Genomic DNA, 18,986 nt, shown 5'->3' with positions numbered 1-18,986 from the left:
GGCAGTCGCCTCGCTTCGAACCTCCCGCGAAGATGCGAGCGACCCGCCATTATCGTTTCGCACGATCAACAGATGAGAGAGACGCGATGACCAAATACAAGCTCGAGTATATTTGGCTCGATGGCTACACGCCGGTGCCGAGTATGCGCGGCAAGACTCAGGTCAAGGAATTCTCGGAGTTCCCGACCCTCGATCAGCTGCCGCTCTGGGGCTTCGACGGATCGTCGACCATGCAGGCCGAAGGTCGCAGCTCCGACTGCGTTCTGAAGCCGGTCGCGCTCTATCCCGATCCCGTCCGCACCAACGGCATCCTCGTCATGTGCGAAGTCATGATGCCGGACGGCAAGACCCCGCACGCTTCGAACAAGCGCGCCACGATCCTCGACGACGACGGCGCCTGGTTCGGCTTCGAGCAGGAATATTTCTTCTACCAGAACGGTCGTCCGCTCGGCTTCCCAGAGACGGGCTATCCCGCGCCGCAGGGCCCCTACTATACCGGTGTCGGCTACTCGAATGTCGGCGACATCGCGCGCCAGATCGTCGAGGAGCATCTCGACCTCTGTCTCGCTGCGGGGATCAACCACGAGGGCATCAACGCGGAGGTCGCGAAGGGTCAGTGGGAGTTCCAGATCTTCGGCAAGGGCTCGAAGAAGGCTGCCGACGAGGTCTGGATGGCGCGGTACCTGCTTCAGCGCCTGACCGAGAAATACAAGATCGACATCGAGTATCACTGCAAGCCGCTCGGCGACACCGACTGGAACGGTTCGGGCATGCATTGCAACTTCTCGACGACCTATCTTCGCGAGGTCGGCGGTAAGGAATACTTCGAGAAGCTGATGGCCGCGTTCGAGAAGAATCTCGACGAACACATCGCGGTCTATGGCCCTGACAACCATTTGCGTCTGACCGGCAAGCACGAGACGGCGCCCTGGAACAAGTTCAGCTACGGCGTGGCCGATCGCGGTGCTTCGATCCGCGTTCCCCATTCCTTCGTGAACAACGGCTATCGCGGCTATCTCGAGGATCGCCGTCCGAACAGCCAGGGGGACCCCTACCAGATCGCTTCGCAGGTTCTGAAGACCGTCTCCGAAGTCCCGACGGGTGCTGAAGCGGGCGTTTCCGCAGCCGCCTGAGCGGTGTCGCCTCTGCGACGATGATCGAACCGTCTCGACCCCGTCGGCTCAGCCGGCGGGGTTTCGTCGTTGATGGGCGATCTGACAAGAACCTGCAGTGTTGACCCGCGACCCAGCCGCGGTCCTCGCAGAAACCGACGCCTCCATCAGGAAAGTCGATCGTTCTCGCGCGTTCGAGCGAAGGATCCGAGAGATGGTCTCGTCTGTAAAAGGCGTCTCTCCGTGGTCGTGCCGCCCCGCCGGATGAACTCCATTCCGATCCCCGCTCGTCGCCCCGGTGCTGGACCGTCACTTCGGTCGCCGGTGCTCTGTCGAAGCGTCCTCGACCTCTGCGGTCGCAAAGCCTGCATCATCTCACGGCCTGCGCGGGGTCATGGCCTGCGCAATTGACGGCTGGCGTCATCGTCGACCGGCGATCCGATGATTTGACCTGTGCCGACGGCTTTCCCCGCTCTTCAGGAAGGAGCGATGCGGCCGGCGTGCCGCAGGCCTGCCCGAGTGCCGCGATACACGTCGACATGCCCGCAAATGCCCACCCGAAGGGCGGGCCTCCGTGTCGCGAAGGGCATCGTGCGGGCGACGCGGCCGAAAGACGGCTCCCGTCGCCCGCGTCGTTCACCGCAAGGGACGCTCCGTCGAAGAGGTGCAGTCTGGGCTCGCTCTGTTGCGCCTCCTGGCGGCCCGTCCGGCCGGTGCGCGCGGGTGTGACGGGACGAGTTCCCGCGCATCGACGAAGCAGGGGGCCGTCCGGACGAAACCTCAAGCGACGATCATCGCCCGTCCTCCGGCTCGGATCTCGGCCGACGGGGCCGTTCCCTCCGCTCTCCTTGTGCAGGACAAAAGCCGCTCCGGCGGGGCGACCCCCTTCGAGGGCGGGTCGACCTCAGACGTTGCCGGCGGACCGGATTTGCGTCTGGGACGGCGTGCATCCGAAGCGTTGGCGATAGCGGCGCGAGAAGTCGCTCATGTGAACGAAACCCCATCGCGCAGCGATCGTGGCGATCGACGATTGGTGGTTGCGCCGCAACTCGTCGTGCGTTTCCTGCAGGCGTCGATCGATGATGTGCTGGACGGGTGTCCGACCGACATCCCGGCGAAAGCTCGATTGGAGGGCGCGCACACCGATGCCGGCCGCCTTTGCGACCTCCGCCACGGACATCTGGCGGGCGAGATTGGCTTCGATGAATTCGAGGGAGCGCAGGATGTGACGCGACGAGGCCGGAGCCTGGAAGGTCTGGCGCGCGGGGCGTTGCGGCCATGCGCCCACCAACTGGCTCAACAGCATGTCGAAGAGGAGTGAGGAGTCCATGCCCGCCGCGGTTCGATGGCCCCGGTGCGACAGCATCGCCGCCATGTTCCGGGTCAAGCTCTGGAGAGCCGGGGTTCTCAGATCGGCTTGATGCTCGAACTCCGGCAAAGCTCCCGTTCTGGCATCGAGGACATCCAGCTGGTGACGGTGCAGCAATGCTTTGTCGAAGACCAGCCCGAAGGCCTCGTGCGCATCGGACGTATGATACTCCGCCATGTCGCTCAACGGCACGATCAGGCCGAAGCCGGCTTCGACGCGATGCTCGTCGATGAGGCCTCGAAACAGGAGGCTCCCCTTCCGCACGATGTGGATCATGATCAGATCCGGTTCGGAATGGACCGGTTGGGCTGCCTTGAAGCCGCTTTCGGAGGTGCTCCGCCAGAGGTGAAACCCAGCTCCGTTCAGTTCCTCGGTATCGAGATCGATCCTCGGGCCGTTCGCAGACGCGTTGGAGAAGAAACAGCTGGATCGACGGAAGGCTTCAAGCTCATCGAGCGATGTCACCAGTGTGCGCCGGGTCTTCGCCGGGCTCCATTCCGACTCGGCGGCGCAGAGCGAGGAGATCACGCCCTCGGGCGACGCGGAAAAATCGTGCGAATGGGTTCGAGCATCCATTTGACGTCAACCTTTGTTATCACACTTCACGTTTGTTCATGCCGCGCCGATCCAAGCCGCAGTTCTGAATGGCATTGGTTGCATTGCGGATGTTTCGATCCATCGGCATTCGGTCGAACCTTCGCCGGCAGTCCCGCAAAGTCTCGTTCAGCAGACGGAGGGTGTTCGACGTCGAAACGGCCGAAAGGCCGCTTCAGCCGATGTGCTGGCCCTTGATCATCGTACCGGTTCCTCGCTCAAGCAGAGCCTGGGACCGCGGCTCTGCGGCGTTCCGCTTCATTCCGCCAGGGCCCGTCGATCTATTGATCATCGAATCCCAACGCTCTATGTTTTATGTAAGTCTGACTATAAGTTTTGTTTTATTTTCGTCTTCAGAGATAAGCATTCATTCCTTCAATCTAGCGGGGAAATGAAGTTCGATAAATTGCATGATATGCGTAGTTATACGTAGAAAACTGAACTGTTTCAATGATGCGCAATGCTCGGTTTGTCTTCGTTTGAAAGTATTATATTTGATCGAGCGCAACTGGAGATCATGGAGCGCTCCTGAGGTACACTTCAGTCGAGTGGATGGCGGCGGGCTTGGCAGGCCGCATGCCCCATCATGTGAGAGTTCGAGAGCATCCGGCCGTCGATCGTGGGCCTCGAGCGTCCGGCCCGGCTTTCCATCCCGCCGGCGCTCACCGCTCCGCCTGGTTACGTTTCGTCAACCATAATCGTCGTAATCTCGCGCGAACGATGTTCTTCCGGTGCAGGACGATTCGAACGATGTGGAATGGTCACAGGGCGGTCATTCGCTGGCTTGCCGTGATCGGCGCCGCCGCGCTTCTTCTGACGACGCCAGCGAACGCGAAGACGGTCGGGCTCCTCCTGTCCCGGTCCGACGACTTCATGAATCTCCTTCGCCTGTCGATCGAGGACCATGCCGGCTCGCTCGGGGAAGTCGACCTCGCCGTCGAGGACGCTCAGGGGAATGCCGATCGGCAGATGGACCTCCTGAAGGGGCTGATCGCCGACCGGGTCGATGCGGTGATCGTGGTCGCGATCGACGCCGAGCAGGGGATGCCCATGAGCCAGCTCGCCGGCAAAGCCGGCATTCCGCTCGTCTTTCTCAACAAAGAACCGATCCATGTCGACGAGCTTCCGGAAGGGCAGGTCTATGTCGGGTCGAACGAGCGGGAATCGGGGACGCTGCAGGCCGCGGAGGTCTGCCGTCTCCTCGGCGGCAAGGGCCGTATCGCGGTCGTGATGGGCGAGCTCCTGCACTCTGCCGCGCGCGCCCGCACCCGCGACATCGACGAGGTCGTGTCCGGGAAGGACTGCTCGAGGATCCGGATCGTCGAGCGCCAATCGGCCAATGGATCGCGCCAGCAGGCCCAGACGCTCGTCGCCGAATGGCTCGAGGCCGGCGCCGATTTCGATGCGGTGATCGCCAACAACGACGAGATGGCGCTCGGCGCGATCGAGGGACTGAAGGCGGGAGCGGCCTGGACGGACGAGATGATCGTCGCCGGAATCGACGCGACGAAGGACGGCCTCGTCGCGGTCCGGGACGGCGACATGCAGGTGACGGTCCTTCAGAACGCCGAGCAACAGGGGGAGGCGGCGCTCGACGCGGCGCTGGCTCTCGCATCGGGCGGCATCGTTCCCGCGAAGATCTTCGTGCCCTTCGAACTCGTGACGCGCGCGAACGTCGACACCTATCTCGCCGCTCGATGACCTTGGCCTCGATCTCGTTGCCCAGACGCTCTCGACGACCGTTGGAATGACCGACATGTGGAACCGCCTCGGCATCCGAAGCCGCATCACGCTCGGCTTCGTCCCGCTCATCGCTCTGATGGTGTTCATGTCCGTCAACGCCATCCGGGGCGTCGACGGAATTTCCGCGCTCTTCTCGACCTATCGCGAGATCGCCGGCCAGGGTCTCGTCGTCGGCGACCGTCGCCAGATGCTCCAGGAGATGGAGAACGCCGCCTTGTCCTTCGATCTGTCGGGCGATGCCGCCTCGGTGGATCGCCTGCGGACCGCCGTTGCGGCCTTGTCGACGCAGGACGCCTCCGTGCAGGCCGTTTTCGATGCCGATCCCGCGCTCGCCACGGCGCTCGCGGACATGCGCCGCGACGTCGTCGCCTATGGCGAGGCCTTCGAGCGCCTCGTTCAGATGCAGGGCCGGCGCACGTTGGTGATCGACAAGGTGAGGGATGTCGGACCCTGGAGCGCGGTGGCGCTGTCGGACATCATGCGATCGGCGTGGCGAGCCGGGGACGCCGAGACGCTGTATCTGGCGGGATCCGCGCGCGAGGCCGTCGAAGAGAGCCTCGTTTCGGCGGAGCGCTCGGTCCGCGCCGGCGATGCCGCCGCCTACGAGGACGCCAAGGCCAAGCTCGCGATCGCGATCGAACGACATGCGGCGCTGCAAGCGGCGCTGAAGGACGAGACGCAGGTTCAGCGGGCGCGATCCGTGCAGCACCTTCTCACCCATTACGGCGCGCGCCTGTCGGAGGCCGAGGCGATCCGTGTCGACAGCGCGGCGATCGGCACCGGAACCCTGAAGCCACTTGCCGCGAAGATCGCGACGGCCTTCGATGCGATCGGGCCATCGATCGTCGCTCGCGAGCGCGACGTAGAGCCTGCCGCCGAGGCCCTGGCGCGCTCGACCCGCGTCTCGACGCTCGTCATCTGCGGCCTTCTCATCGCCGTCGGCCTCGTCCTCTCCTATCTCGTGGGACGGGTCATCGCCGGATCGGTGCGCCGCATGGCGGAATTGATGCAGCACATCGCGCGCGGCGAGGCCGACGTTCCGGTGCCGGGCAAGGAGCACGGACACGAACTCGGCGCGATGGCGCGTTCGCTGCTCGTCTTCCAAGAGGCGGGCCGCGCGAACGTCGCGGCACAGCACGACGCCGAGCGCAGCCGCGCGGAGATCGAGCGGGAACGCCAGCGGCTCGAAGCGGAAAAGGCGATGCAAACCTCCGCCATGCAGGCGATGCTCGGGCAACTCGCCGCAGCCCTGCAAGGCCTGTCGCGGGGCGACCTCACGGTGCGGATCGGCGCGGTCGAGCCGTCCTTCGCCAGCCTTCGCGACGAGTTCAACCAGGCGATCGCCGCCCTCGAAGGCGCCGTCGGGTCCGTCAGCGGTTCGATCGGTTCGATCGACGCCGGGCTCGGCGAGATCGCGATGGCCTCGCGCGACCTCGCCGACCGCACGCGGCAGCAGGCGGCCCACCTCGAACAGACCGTCGCGGCGCTGTCTGAGGTGACGATCGGGGTCAACGGCACCGCGGACGATGCCGGCAAGGCGCATGCGGCGGCATCGAGCGCCAAGACCAAGGCCGAGCGCGGCGGCGAGATCGTCGGACGGGCCATCGGGGCCATGTCGCAGATCGAGGCTTCGTCGGGCAAGATCGGCAAGATCATCGGCGTCATCGACGAAATTGCCTTCCAGACCAATCTTCTCGCCCTCAACGCGGGCGTCGAGGCGGCCCGCGCAGGGGAAGCGGGTCGCGGCTTTGCCGTGGTGGCGCAGGAGGTGCGCGGTCTCGCCCAGCGCTCCGCGGATGCCGCCAAGGAGATCAAGGCCCTGATCTCGGCCTCATCCAGCCAGGTCAAGGACGGCGTCGACCTCGTGACGGCGTCCGGGCGCTCGCTCCAAGAGATCGTGGCCGAGGTCGGCCATGTCAGCGCCGTGGTCGCTGAGATCGCCAGCGGGGCGCGCGGGCAAGCGACGAGTCTGGGCGAGATTTCCAGCGCTGCCGACGCCATGGACCGGGTCACGCAGCAGAACGCGGCGATGGTCGAGGACACGACGTCGGCCGCACGGATGCTGGCCGGCGAAACGGCCGACCTCGGCGAGATCCTCGGCCGCTTCCAGACCTCAGGCGGCCAGACCTCGGCGGGCCCAATCCGGCGGCCGGCGCCAAGACCCGTCGGAACGCCGCCCTCGACGGCAAGGGCACCGGACCTTCGACCGACCGAGCCGCGGCCATCGGAACCGCGTGGCGCGAGCGCCCGAGCTTCGGCGTCGGCACCGCGTCCGACCGTCGCCCGGCCGTCAACGCCTCGGCCCGGCGCTGCGCTCGCCGAGATGCGCCATTCCGGCCGTTCGGGCGCCGCGCCTCGCCCGGCGCCGATCGTCGAGGAAGAGGGTTGGGCGGAGTTCTGATCGGACCGCACCGCGCCTGCCGCTCCGGACCGGAGCGGGGGATGCGCAAGCTGGCTGCCCTGGCCTATAGGGAGCGCCTGAGCCGAGCCGGAGCGCCCATGCATCTGATCAACAGTTTCGGCGGGGCCGTTCGCCGTCGTCGCTCCGGCCGGGAAAAGGCCGGGATCGTCGCGAAAGCGGCGGCCGGGCGCGAAGGTCCGTCGGCATGACGCGCGGGCCGGACCCTGTGGGCGATCGAACCCTCGGCGTCCGCGGAGCGGGCCGGGCTCGCACCTTCCTCCAGACCGTGCTCCGGGCCGTTTGCGGGCTGCTCCTCGCCTTGCTTCTCCTCGACGTGATGGCGGCGGTCGCGCTGCGCTACGGGTTCGGCAGCGGGCTTTTCGGAGCGGAGGAGGCGGCGCTCTGGCTGTTCCTCGCCCTGATCGCGTTCGGTGCTCCGCTCGCGCTCGACGGACCGCTCGCCATGCGGTTCGACGTCGCCGTCGCGCAATGGCCGGGCGTCGCGCGGGCCTATGCGGACGCCCTGGCCGATGCCGTCGTGGTGTCGTCCGCCGGCGTCCTGATCGCGGGCGGTTCCGAGGCCGCGCTGCAGATCGGCGGGCTTTCGCCTGCGCTCGGCCTGCCCGAGGGCTTGCGCTTCGTCCTCTTCGCGATCGCCGGAGGCACCACGCTTCTCGCTCTGGCCTTGCGCCGGCTCGACGAGCGACGTTCGGGAACGCTCGTCGCCGCCCTTCTCCTCGCCGCCGCGATCGGCGGAGCGCTCCACGCCAGCGCGCCACATCTCGATATCGCGCCGAGCCTCGTCGCGGCGCTGGTGGCCGCCGGCGGGCTCCTCGTCGGCGCACCGTTGCCGCACGTCCTCTTTGCCGCCGCCTTCGCCGCCGCGCCCTTCGGCGGCGTCCTGCCGGGCGCGGCGCTGGTCGCGAACGCGATGTCGGGCGCCTCGAAATTCCTGCTCCTCGCCGTGCCCTTCTTCCTGCTCGTCGGCGGGCTGCTCGCCGCGTCCGGCGCCGCCACCGCGCTCGTGCGGCTCGCCTCGGCGCTCGTCGGCCACACGCGCGGCGGGCTCGCGCAGACGACGCTCCTGACGAGCGTGCTGTTTTCCGGCGCGTCCGGATCCTCCATCGCCAATGCGGCCTTCGGCGCGCGTACCTTCGTCCCGGAGCTCGTCCGGCGTGGAACGCGGCCCGCCGAGGCCGGCGCGATCATCGCCGCGACCTCGACGCTCGACAACGTCATCCCGCCCTCGATCGCCTTCCTGCTGCTGGCTTCGGCGACGGATCTGTCGATCGGAGGTCTGCTCGTCGGCGGCTTCGCCGCGGGTGGCGTCATGGCGCTGGCGCTCGCGGTCGCGATCCGGCTGCGGGCGCGTGACTCGGTCCCCGAGCCCCGTGCTTGCGCGGCCGAGCGACGGACGGCCTTTGCGGGGGCACTGCCTGCCTTCGGTCTCGGCATCATCGTCGTCGCCGGCATCCGGTTCGGCATCGTGACGACGACGGAGGCGGCGGCGCTGGCGGCAGCCTATACGCTCTGTCTCGCCCTTGTCGCCGGCATCGGCTGGAGGGGTGTCGCGGACGCCTTCGCTCAGGCGGGCGCGGAGGCGGCCGCGATCGGGCTCCTCATCGCGGCCTCCGCGCCCTTCGCCTTCCTTCTGGCGGTGGACGACGTGGCGGGAGCCGTCGCGGGATGGGCGCGGATGCTCGGAGAGGGGCCGGTCGGCGTCCTTCTCGCCTGCAATCTCGTGCTGATCGCCGCCGGCCTCGTTCTCGACATCGGAGCCGCGATCCTGCTCCTCGGGCCGATCCTCGTGCCCCTCGCGGTCGCGGCAGGCCTCGACGGCACGGATTTCGGCGTGATCCTCGTCGTCAACCTCATGATCGGTGGGCTGACGCCGCCGGTCGGCATCCTCGTCTACGTCGTCGCCTCGGTGACCGGTCTCCCGCCAGCCGCACTCTTCCGGGCCGTCCTGCCCTATCTCGCGGCGCTCCTCACCGCGCTCGCCCTTCTCTGCATGGGGGCGGCGTTGCGCGCGTGACGTCAGGCCGATGCCGTCCGTTCGATGCGATCCATGCCGCCGACACGATCCGCGAAGGCGGGCCAGATCGAGCGGCCGATGCGCTCGAAGGCGGATCGGTCCGTCGGCAGCACGCTCGATCCGCCCGCGGCCTCGATTGCGATCCGCGCCTTGGCGTCCTCCTCCTCCATCATGGCGCGGAACGCCTCGGCGCCGGCGGCGGCGGCTTGCGAGACGACGTCACGGGCCGTGTCGTCGAGCCCCTCCCAGAAGGCGCCGGCGAAGGCGACGACGCCGGCGGCCCGGATGTGGTGCGTTTGCGTCATGACCGGCACGACCTCGTAGAGCTTCAGGCTTGCATAGGCCGGGCGGGTGAGGTCCATGCCGTCGACGACGCCGTTTTGGAGCGCGTTGTAGGTCTCGGGGATCGGTATGGCGGTCGGATGGGCCTTGAAGGCCTGCCAGAGCGCGGCGTGGAGCGGGCTCTGGATCACGCGGAGCCTGAGGCCCGCGACGGCTTCGGGTGTCGTCAGCGGCACCTTGGCAATGAGGTTGCGCGGTCCGTAGTCGACGAAGGCGGGCACCGCGAAGCGCTCGGCCGCGAGCCGGGTCCGGAGCTCGGATCCGACCTGCCCTTCGAGGACGCGCGCCAGATGGGCGGCGTCGCGGAAGAGGAAGGGCAGGTCCAGAAGCTGCGTTTCGGGCGCCCAGGCGGACAGCGACGAAACCGTGAGGAGACTCGCCTGGATCGAACCGAGGCGAAGCCCTTCCGCGACGTCCCGCTCGCCGCCGAGCCCTGCATTCGGAACGATGCGAAAGGCGAAGGCACCCGGCAGCCGCGCCTCCACCGCATCGGCGACGACCTGCCAGATCCGCGTTTCCGGCTTGTCCGGCCCCAGCAGCGAGGCGACGGTGATGCGTTCCGCGGCCCTGGCGCGCCGGACGACGGCGGGGGCCGCGAGAAGCCCGATCGTGGCGGCGGCGATCGCGCCGAAGGCCTGGCGTCGGTTGATCATGTGGCAAACTCCGGTTGCGCGGCGTCGAGCGCCATCTGCCAGAACGCGCTTTCGAGGGTGCAGGCGGTGGTGAAGATGCGTTCGAGCCGCGCCATCCGGGCAGGTCCGATCCCGTCGGCGCCGAGGCGGTCGAGTTCGCGCCGGGCGGCTTCGGCGACGTCCTGGTAGCCGGCCCCGGCATATTCCTCCGTCCAGGCCGCTTGCGGGTGGTCCGGTACGGATCGCACGTCCGCGACGATCGCGCCGGCGATTTCCGCGTAACCGACGACGCAAGGGGCGAGCGCCGCGCGCAGATCGAGAAGATCGCCGGACATGCCGGCGTCCAAGACGAAGCGCGTGTAGGCGACGGTCGCGGGATGCTCCTCGGCCTCGTCGAGATCGGACGGCGAAAGGCCCCAGCCGGCACAGACGCGCACATGCAGTCCCAGCTCGGTGTCGAGGATCGCCGACATCGAGGCCTTGGCGATCCGCATCTCTCCGAGCGTCCGGCTCTTGTAGACGGCGAGCGCCTGCGCCCGCGCGAACTGGATGAGGAAGAGGTAGTCCTGGACGAGGTAATGCCGGAAGGCGGCCTCGGGCAGTCGGTTCTCCGCCAGTTTGCGGATGTAGTCGTGCTCGACATAGCGGGTCCATTCCGAACCCGCCGCAGCCTTCAGTCGTTCGATCAGCCGGCTCATGCTTCGCCTCCCCACCAGCGATGGAAGTGATGGACCGGGCCGCGTCCGCCTCCGATCCGGAGATGCTCGCCGGCAGCGAGCGCCGCGCCGAGATAGAGCTTGGCCTCGCCGACGGCCTCCCTCAGCGGCAGACCCTTGGCGAGACCCGCCGCGACGGCGGCCGACAGCGTGCAGCCGGTGCCGTGATCGTTGGACAAGGCGAGCCGCGGCGCGGGAAAGCGATCCACGGTCTCGGCGGTGACGAGAAGATCGGTGCTGTCCGGACCGCTTCCATGTCCGCCCTTCATGAGGACGGCCCTGGCGCCGAGCCCCAGGATCCGTCGGCCCTGCGCGATCATCGCCGTTTCGTCGCCGGCCACCGGGCTTTCCGACAGGATCGCGGCTTCCGGCAGGTTCGGCGTTGCGAGATCGGCGAGCGGCAGGAGCTCGAAGACGAGGGCCGCGACGGCATCGGCGCGCAGCAGCCGGTCGCCGGAGGTCGCGACCATGACGGGGTCGAGCACGACGCGGCGGCCGTGACGCCGCAGCGCTCCGGCGACCGCGCGGGCCGTTTGGGCCCGGGACACCATGCCAACCTTGATCGCGCCGACCGCCATGTCCGAAAGCACCGCGTCGATCTGCGCCTCCACCATGGCGGGCGACAGATCCTCCACCGCCGTGACGCCGCGCGTGTTCTGCGCGGTGACGGCGGTGATCGCGCTCGCGCCGTAGACGCCGAGGGCGGAGAAGGTCTTGAGATCGGCCTGGATGCCGGCCCCGCCGCCGCTGTCGGAGCCGGCGATGGTGAGAGCGATCGGCGTCGTCGACCTCATGCCGGTCGCCCCGACAGGCCCGCGTCGACGGCGGCACGCAGGCTTCCGGCCGTCCGCGGAACGTCGTCGGAATGGAAGAGCGCCGATATCACGGCAATCCCGTCCGCGCCGGCCGCGAGGACGCTCGCCAAGCGCTCCGCGTCGATGCCGGCGATCGCGCCGACGGGAAGATCCGGCGACAGGCTGGCGACGAGGCGGCGCAGGGCAGCGAGTCCGGCAAGGCCGACCGGGGGATCGGGATTGCGCTTCGACAGGGTCTCGAAGACGCCGCCGATGCAGGCGTAATCGACGGCCGGCGATGCCGCGCCGAGCGCGTCCGCCTCGTTCTTCACGGTGATGCCGACGATGGCGCGCGGCCCGAGCAGGGCCCGGGCATCCTCCGGCGCCATGTCCTCGCGGCCGAGATGGACGCCGGCCGCGCCGGCCGCGAGGGCGACGTCGACGCGATCGTTGACGAGAAGCGGCACGCCGGTTCCCTCCAGCGCCGCGCGGATCGCGCATGCGCTCTCCACGAGATCGCGCGTTCCGGCCGTCTTGTCGCGATATTGAAGAAGCGTCGCGCCGTTCTCGGCAGCCTGCCGCGCGAGGATCGGCAGACGCTCGGCGCCGAGCGAGGCATCGAGAAGGCCGTAGAGGCGAAGGTCAGGTTTCGGCATGGTGGATCCTGGCATGGGCGATGAGGTCGGACGGCGCGATCGAACCGAGCGCGTCCAGGAGCTCGACGGCGAAGCTTCCGGGACCGCGGCTGCGAGGGGCCGCCATCTCGGCAGAGACGCCGAGGATGGTCAGCGCCGCGGCGCCGGCGAGAAGCGGGTCGTCCTCGACCCCCGCGCAGGCCGCGAGGATGGCCCCGGCGAGACAGCCGGTGCCGGTGACGCGCGCCAGGAGGGGATCGCCGTTCGCGACGGCGATCTCGCGGCCCGCGACGGCGAGGCGGTCGCGCGGGCCGGTCTCGACGATGAGGATGCCGCCTTGCGGGGCAAGCATCGCCGCCTCGCTCGCGTTCAGCTTGACGGCGAAGGGTCCCGCCGCAATGAGCCGCCGGGCGAGCGCCAGACGGACGGGAGAATCCTCGCATTTCACGGGATCGAGCACCCAAGGCGTGCTCCGCTGCGCCGCGACGGCCACGGCCCGCTCGCTCACGCCGGCGCGCTCGGCGGTGAGCGTGCCGAGATTGACGAGAAGGGCGTCCGCGCGGGCGACGAACCCTTCGATCTCCTCGGGGCTCGACGTCATGGAGGGAACGGCGCCGAGCGCCGTCAACCCGTCCGCGACGAGGTTCTGGACGACGGTGTTGAGGAGGCAGTGGACGCGCGGACGCCGCTCGCGAAGCCGCGCCAGCACATCGCCCAAGGCATCCGCATCGACCGCCCGCGTCATCGCGGCAGTTCCACGGCGATCTCGCCGAGCTCGGGAACCGCCGGGATGAGGCCGGACTCCTTCATGAAGGCGCCGAACCGCTCGTAGCGACCGGCATCGAGCGCCGCCGGGCGCTTGGCGAAGCGCGGCAGCGTGTCGAAGAACGCGCGCCTGTTCAGCGCATCGCCGAGATCGGGATAGGCTTTCACGAAGAGGGCGAAGGCCTCGTCGGGATGGTTGGTGAGAAAGATCGCCGCCTCTTCCACCGCGCCGAGGAACTTCGGCAGGCGCTTGTCGGCGAGGAGATCGCGGCGCGTGACGTAGATCAGTTCGTCATAGGCGGGAACGCCGTGCTCCTCGGGGTAGAAGGCGCGGCCCGGATGGCCCTCGATTTCCATCTGCGTCAGTTCGAAATTGCGGTAGCCGCCGACGGTGGCGTCGACCGAACCTGCGAGCAGCGAGGACGAGAGCGCGAAGTTGACGTTGATCAGCTCGACATCCCCCGCGGAGAGGCCATGGCTCGCCAGCATGCGGCCGAGCATGGCGTCCTCGAAGCCGGCGACGGAGAAGCCGACACGCTTGCCCTTGAGGTCGGCGAGCGTCTTGATCGGTCCATCCGCGCGCACCATCACCGTGTTCAGCGGCGTCTCGACGAGCGTTCCGAAGCGGACCAGCGGCAGGCCGGCGGCGACGTCGAGGAAGAGGTTCGGCTGATAGTGGATCGCGATGTCGGCCTGCCCGGCCGCCAGAAGGCGCGGCGGCGCGGACGGGTCGCTCGGGGGGATCAGTTCCACCTCGAGACCGGCCTTGGCGAAGAGGCCGAGCTCCCGGGCCACGACGAGCGGCGCATGGTCGGGATTGACGAACCATTCGAGGAGGACGGTCAGCTTTTCCGCCGCCTCCGCTCGAACGGGCAGCGCGAGGCCGGCGAGCAGAAGGCCGGCGGCGAGGAAGGTCCTGCGGAGCATGTCGATGACTTTCTTGGCTTCAGGCGTGGCTTCAGGCGTGGAGTTCGGGCGCCCAGGGGGCGAGGCGCGCGGCCAAGGCGTCGACGAGGACGCGCAGCAGCAGCGTCGTGACGGCGAGGATCGCGAGCGCGGCGAAGACGAGATCGGTCTGCATCCGGGCATTGGCCTGGAGCATCACGAAGCCGAGACCGCCGGCCGAGCCGACCCATTCGCCGATCACGGCGCCGAGCGGCGCGAGGGGCGCTGCGACGCGCAGGCCCGTGACGAGCGCGGGGAGAGCCAGCGGAATGCGGACATGGCGGAACGCGGCCCAGGTCGAGGCCTGCGTCAGCGCCGCCGCGTCGAGAAGGACGGGATCGGTGCGGCGCAGGCCGTCGGCGAACGCGGACGCGACGGGGAAGAACAGGATCAGCGCAGCCATGACCACCTTCGAGGCGAGGCCGAAACCGAACCAGAGAACCAGAAGCGGGGCGACGGCGAAGACCGGCATGGACTGCAGCGCCAGGATCGGCGGCCAGAGGAGCGCGCCGACGCGCGGCAGCATCACGACGGCAAGACCTGCCAGAATGCCGGCCGCGGTGCCGATGACGAGGCCGAGCACGATCTCGACGGCCGTCACGGCGGCCTCGCGCAGCAGAAGATCGAAGCGCGCGATCAGCGTCCGGACGACGTCGAGCGGCTCGGGCAGCATGAAGCGGGGCGGGTCGAGAACAAGAAGCGCGGCTTGCCAGAGGATCAGGACGATCAGGATCGCACGCAGGGTCGCTCCTGCGATCGAGCGCGCTCCGCCGGGTCGCCGGTCGTTTCGAGCGCGCGGCGCCGCGAGGAGACGCTCGCCTCCGCCTTCGCCCGCTCGTGTCGGTTCCATCGCCATTCGCCGCCCGCCGCATCCACGACGATCCGAATGCAGCTGCGAAGAAGGTGAGGGGGCTCGATGCCCATTCCCGTTCCTACGCCGGCATGACCCGGATCAGGTTCAAGGGTGCTGGCTCGACGCCATCTCAGCACTGCAGGTAGTGCGCCCCTCGGAATGGCGCGGAAGGTGAACGAGGCGGCCCAGCCTGTCAACGGCGATGCGCAGTGCCGTTCGATCGCCCTCGGCCGCCGATCGATCGACGCCAAGGGGGATCGCTCGGCGGTGGATCGCCGGGACGTGATGCGTCGGATCGGTTGTCCCGTCTTGTGCTGCCGAGCAATTGCGGCCATTCGCTGGATCGACGGTCGTCGAGGCCGGACCGAAACGGATGCGACTGCGCATGACGATCTCCGACGCCGGGACAAGCCGCCTTTTCCTTCTCGTCCTGGTGACGCTGGTGCTCGCCCTCGGTCTCGCCGGATGCGCGACGCGCCCGGGCGCGATCGCCCTCGTGCCGGTCGGCAAGAGCGTGCCCGGCGCACGTCTCGTCACGCTCTACCTCGCGACCGACCGCGAACGCCTCGAAGCGGCCGACGGCGTCGGCGCCGCGACCTATGGCAGCGGTCGCGGCCGCGATCTCGCCTATGCCGAGGTCACGATCTCGGTCCCCCCCGGACATGAGCCCGGCAGGATCGAATGGTCCGAGCGCGAGCCCGGACCCGAAAAGAGCTTCGCCACCCTTCGACGCACGCGGCTGACCGAACGCGAATTCCGCCGGCGCGTCGCTGCGCGCGCTCGGGCGGGAAGCGGCGAAGCCGCCGTCTTCGTCCACGGCTTCAATTACAGCCTGCAGGAAGGGCTGTTCCGCCTCGCGCAGCTCTCGGCCGATTCCAAGGTCGAAAACGTCCCGGTTCTCTTCGCCTGGCCATCGGAAGCCGCGGTCGCGGGCTATGTCGCCGACCGGGACGCCGTGACCTTCTCGCGCGATCATCTGGTGCGGGTGCTCTCCGATCTTTCGCAGGAGCCCTCGGTCCGAAAGGTCACGCTGGTCGGCCACAGCATGGGCGGTTGGCTGGTGATGGAGTCGCTGCGCCAGATGAAGCTGCTCGGGCGGGATCGGGCTCTCGACCGGCTCGACGTCGTGCTGGCCGCGCCCGACATCGACGTCGACGTTTTCCGCACGCAGATCGCGACCGTCGGGCCGATGAAGCGTCCGATGATGATCCTCGTCTCCAAGGACGACCGCGCGCTCGCCGTATCGAGCCGGCTCGCCGGCGGCCGGCCGCGGATCGGCGCGGCCGATGTCGAGGATCCGTGCGTCCTCGAGGCGGCCCGCGAAAACGATCTTCGCGTCGTCGATATCTCCACGCTCGACGCGAGCGACCGTCTGAACCACGATCGCTTCGTGTCCTTCGCCGGCGTCTACGCCGCGTCCGACGAGGCAGGCGGCGGCGAAGCGGGCGGAGGCGGGGCGAACGAGCTGCGGCAGGCGGGCGCCTACGTCTTCAACGCCGCGGGCGCCGCCATCGCAAGCCCCTTCACCTTGGTCGGAGGCGCTCTGGCGGGGCGCTGACCGAAGCCGTTCGATCGGCTTTCGCTCCGTGGCTCTTGCGGCGATCCGTCGCTTGCGGCCTTATCCGGAGAGCATTCGCACCGGAGCGACGCGACCGCATGGAAGACGCCAGGGACATGGAACGCCGGCAGGCGTCCGCGCCGACCGTGCGCACGATCGCGATGCCGGCCGACACCAATCCGGCCGGGGACATCTTCGGCGGCTGGCTGCTAGCGCAGATGGATCTGGCGGCCGGCGCCGCCGCGGCTCGCCGGGCGCGCGGACGCTGTGCGACGGTCGCCATCGACGCGATGCAGTTCTTGAAGCCGGTGATCGTGGGCGACGAGGTCAGCCTCTACGCCGAGGTCGTCTCGGTCGGCCGTTCCTCGATGAAGATCTCGGTGGAGGCGTGGCGCCGGTCGAGGGAAAGCGAGGAAACCGAACAGGTGACGCGCGGTCTCTTCACCTTCGTGGCGATCGATGCCTTGCGCAAGCCTCGGCCGATCGACGGCTGATCGCGGTCAGCCGACCTCCGCCTCGCCGGTCGCCGTCGTTGCGAGAGCGCGGTTCCGCTCCGCCAGCCACAGCAGAAGCGCGTCCGGCGTCATCGGCGCCGCGAAGTGATCGCCCTGAAAGCGCTCGAAGCCGATCGCACGGAGGATCGCCAGCTGTTCCCCGGTCTCGACGCCTTCCACGATACAGTCGAGCGTCATCGCGGCCCCGAGCGCGCGGATCGAGGCCAGGATGGTCTGAACGGGCTGACCTGCACCGACCTTCACGAAGCTGCGGTCGATCTTCAGCGTATCGATCGGCAGGCGGTGGAGCTGGCTGAGGCTCGACGATCCCGTTCCGAAATCGTCGAGCGCGATTCCGATCCCGACGGAGCGGAACAGCCGGATCGAGCGGTTCGCCACGTCGACGTCGCGCAGAAGCGCCGTTTCCGTGAGTTCGAACGTCAGCCGGGAGGGATCGACCGCGGTCCGCCGAACCAACGCCAGGATGGCGATGACCGTCTGCGGATTGGTGATGTCCTGGGCGCAGAGGTTAAAGCAGAGCGGCATGCCGCCGGGAAGCTCGGTCAGCGTCCGCAAGGCCTTCGCGAGGAGGATCAGCGTCAGATCGTGGATCAGGCCGCTTCGTTCCGCGATGGCGACGAAGAGGTCGGGTTCGACCGGCCCCAGGCGCGGATGGTTCCAGCGCGCGAGCGCTTCGACGGCGGCGACCCGCCCCGACGGCTCATGGACGATGGGCTGGAGGTGAATCTCCATTTCCGCTTCGAGGTCGGCGGCCCGCAGCGCCGCTTCGACGGCGCGATCGGACAGGATCTTCGTCTCGTGATCCGCCGAATAGAAGGTCGCCGATCCACGGCAGGCGCTCTTGGACTTGTAGAGCGCATAATCGGCATGATCGAAAAGCTCATGCGTCGTGAGCCCGCCGTCGGGATAGACCGCGACGCCGCAGGATCCGCCGATCGAGAGGGTGATCCCTTCGATCTGGAAGGGACGCGCCAGCGTGTCGCAGAGCGATGCGGCGATGCGGTGGGCCTCTTCCTCGTCGCAGTCGATGAAGAATCCGAACTCGTCGCCGCCAAGGCGCGCCATCACGCATCCGGAGGCGGAAAGCGCGTCGAACCGCCGGCTGACCTCTTCGAGAAGCCGGTCGCCGACGACGTGGCCATAGGTATCGTTCACGGGCTTGAAGCGATCGAGGTCGACGAGCCCGACGGCCAGCGGGCGTGCCGTTCGCCGGGCGCGGTCGAGGCTTTCCTCCAGATCTAGAAAGAAATGTCGCCGGTTGGGCAGGCCGGTCAGGACGTCGGTGTGGGCCAGACGCAGGTTCTCGCGGCTGAGTCGCTCGGTCTCGCCGCGCGAGACGATGACCTGGATGAAGCTTCGATAGCTGTTCAGCAGAACCTGGACCATGACCAGCGTCACGAGGAACATGTTCAGCGCGATCGCGGAAAAGACCGGATTGTTCAGGCGCAGATAGAAGACGAGATAGGGAACGGTCACGACGATCGCGACGGCCAGCGCCGCCTGCGGCAACTGCATCAGGCAGAAGATGCATCCGATGACCGTGATCGCGATGAAGATCGCGACATGGGCATGTTCGTAGGGGCCGCCATAGGCGTTGAGGCTGAGCGACCAGGAAATGTAGGCGACGGCGAGGACGACGCTGAGGATCGTCGTGCGGCGCAGATTGGAAAGCGCTTCCGCCGCCGTCGCTTCACGATGTCGCCGCAGCACCCAGACGACCAGCCGGACGAGGCTGACCGAAACCAGCACGCCGGAGACGCCGATCGTCATCCAGTCCGGCGCTTGGCCGTGATGGGTGTAGGCGACGGCGAGGGCGTTCACGCTGAGAAGGGCATAGAGCAGCGGAACCTGCCGCTGCAGAACCTTGAACTGCGCCATGGCGATGTCCGGCGACGTGCCGCTCATCCAGAACCAGGACAGTATCCAACGCAACATCGACGAGCCTCATCAAGACGTCCTCATCGTAGGAAGCAAAGA

Annotated in this window: 15 protein-coding genes and 1 riboswitch; of the genes, 6 read left to right on the top strand and 9 right to left on the bottom strand. The window is 68.1% G+C overall.

All coding sequences use genetic code 11. The annotated features are described in order from the left end of the window. The first annotated feature begins 86 nt into the window (after nt 1-86). Nucleotides 87-1,133 carry a glutamine synthetase beta-grasp domain-containing protein gene (locus tag ASG43_RS04120; RefSeq protein WP_056500445.1) on the top strand — a complete coding sequence of 349 codons (1,047 nt, stop codon included), beginning with the start codon at nt 87-89 and terminating at the stop codon, nt 1,131-1,133. Between the two features lie 883 nt (nt 1,134-2,016). On the opposite strand, the gene ASG43_RS04115 is transcribed toward ASG43_RS04120, so the two are convergent. Then, the gene (locus ASG43_RS04115) at nt 2,017-3,057 is read right to left on the bottom strand and encodes a helix-turn-helix domain-containing protein (RefSeq protein WP_056500441.1); all 1,041 of its coding nucleotides are present in this window, start codon (nt 3,055-3,057) and stop codon (nt 2,017-2,019) included. A 768-nt stretch (nt 3,058-3,825) separates the two neighbouring features. On the opposite strand from ASG43_RS04115, the gene ASG43_RS04110 reads away from it, so the two are divergent. The 3 genes from ASG43_RS04110 to ASG43_RS04100 all read left to right on the top strand — a co-directional run bounded on the left by ASG43_RS04110 (nt 3,826) and on the right by ASG43_RS04100 (nt 9,254). Beyond that, on the top strand, nt 3,826-4,776 hold the full coding sequence (locus tag ASG43_RS04110) for a substrate-binding domain-containing protein (RefSeq protein ID WP_056500436.1): 951 nt from the start codon (nt 3,826-3,828) through the stop codon (nt 4,774-4,776). 46 nt (nt 4,777-4,822) lie between these two features. Beyond that, nucleotides 4,823-7,219, top strand: a complete 2,397-nt coding sequence (locus ASG43_RS04105; RefSeq protein WP_082490583.1) for a methyl-accepting chemotaxis protein — start codon at nt 4,823-4,825, stop codon at nt 7,217-7,219. A 205-nt stretch (nt 7,220-7,424) separates the two neighbouring features. Beyond that, nucleotides 7,425-9,254: a TRAP transporter large permease subunit gene (locus tag ASG43_RS04100; protein ID WP_056500433.1), complete on the top strand. Its 1,830-nt coding sequence runs from the start codon at nt 7,425-7,427 to the stop codon at nt 9,252-9,254. Between the two features lie 2 nt (nt 9,255-9,256). Here the strand turns inward: ASG43_RS04100 and ASG43_RS04095 are convergent, their stop codons facing one another. Genes ASG43_RS04095 through ASG43_RS04065 form a run of 7 tightly spaced genes read right to left on the bottom strand, consistent with a single transcriptional unit; the run spans nt 9,257 to nt 14,933 of the window. Next, a complete protein-coding gene (locus ASG43_RS04095) occupies nt 9,257-10,249 on the bottom strand; it encodes a TRAP transporter substrate-binding protein (protein ID WP_056500430.1) in 993 nt (330 codons plus the stop codon). Continuing rightward, entirely contained in the window at nt 10,246-10,926 is a 681-nt protein-coding gene (tenA, locus tag ASG43_RS04090; RefSeq protein WP_056500427.1) for a thiaminase II, read from the bottom strand. The genes ASG43_RS04095 and tenA overlap by 4 nt, the downstream gene beginning before the upstream one ends. Then, nucleotides 10,923-11,738, bottom strand: coding sequence for a bifunctional hydroxymethylpyrimidine kinase/phosphomethylpyrimidine kinase (thiD, locus tag ASG43_RS04085; RefSeq protein WP_056500424.1), 816 nt, complete (start codon nt 11,736-11,738; stop codon nt 10,923-10,925). Before thiD ends, tenA begins: the two co-directional genes overlap by 4 nt. Beyond that, a complete protein-coding gene (gene thiE / locus ASG43_RS04080) occupies nt 11,735-12,394 on the bottom strand; it encodes a thiamine phosphate synthase (protein ID WP_056500420.1) in 660 nt (219 codons plus the stop codon). Before thiE ends, thiD begins: the two co-directional genes overlap by 4 nt. Beyond that, nucleotides 12,381-13,118: a hydroxyethylthiazole kinase gene (locus ASG43_RS04075; RefSeq protein WP_056500418.1), complete on the bottom strand. Its 738-nt coding sequence runs from the start codon at nt 13,116-13,118 to the stop codon at nt 12,381-12,383. Before ASG43_RS04075 ends, thiE begins: the two co-directional genes overlap by 14 nt. Beyond that, on the bottom strand, nt 13,115-14,065 hold the full coding sequence (locus ASG43_RS04070) for an ABC transporter substrate-binding protein (RefSeq protein WP_056500416.1): 951 nt from the start codon (nt 14,063-14,065) through the stop codon (nt 13,115-13,117). Before ASG43_RS04070 ends, ASG43_RS04075 begins: the two co-directional genes overlap by 4 nt. A 31-nt stretch (nt 14,066-14,096) precedes the next feature. After that, nucleotides 14,097-14,933, bottom strand: coding sequence for an ABC transporter permease (locus ASG43_RS04065; RefSeq protein ID WP_082490640.1), 837 nt, complete (start codon nt 14,931-14,933; stop codon nt 14,097-14,099). 62 nt (nt 14,934-14,995) lie between these two features. Then, nucleotides 14,996-15,101: riboswitch (TPP riboswitch) on the bottom strand. A gap of 220 nt (nt 15,102-15,321) precedes the next feature. Here ASG43_RS04065 and ASG43_RS04060 point away from each other — a divergent pair. Next, the gene (locus ASG43_RS04060; protein WP_244487956.1) at nt 15,322-16,494 is read left to right on the top strand and encodes an alpha/beta fold hydrolase; all 1,173 of its coding nucleotides are present in this window, start codon (nt 15,322-15,324) and stop codon (nt 16,492-16,494) included. Nucleotides 16,495-16,610: 116 nt separating this feature from the next. Continuing rightward, the gene (locus tag ASG43_RS04055) at nt 16,611-16,988 is read left to right on the top strand and encodes an acyl-CoA thioesterase (protein WP_082490582.1); all 378 of its coding nucleotides are present in this window, start codon (nt 16,611-16,613) and stop codon (nt 16,986-16,988) included. A 6-nt stretch (nt 16,989-16,994) separates the two neighbouring features. On the opposite strand, the gene ASG43_RS04050 is transcribed toward ASG43_RS04055, so the two are convergent. Beyond that, nucleotides 16,995-18,944 (bottom strand): EAL domain-containing protein, encoded by a 1,950-nt coding sequence (locus ASG43_RS04050; protein ID WP_082490581.1) that lies wholly within the window; start codon nt 18,942-18,944, stop codon nt 16,995-16,997. Nucleotides 18,945-18,986: the final 42 nt, after the last annotated feature.

The sequence above is a fragment of the Aureimonas sp. Leaf454 genome, assembly GCF_001424685.1.
GTDB lineage: Bacteria > Pseudomonadota > Alphaproteobacteria > Rhizobiales > Rhizobiaceae > Plantimonas.
The sequence above is the reverse complement of the archived record's forward strand: the minus strand, read 5'-3'. Positions and strand labels throughout refer to the sequence as shown.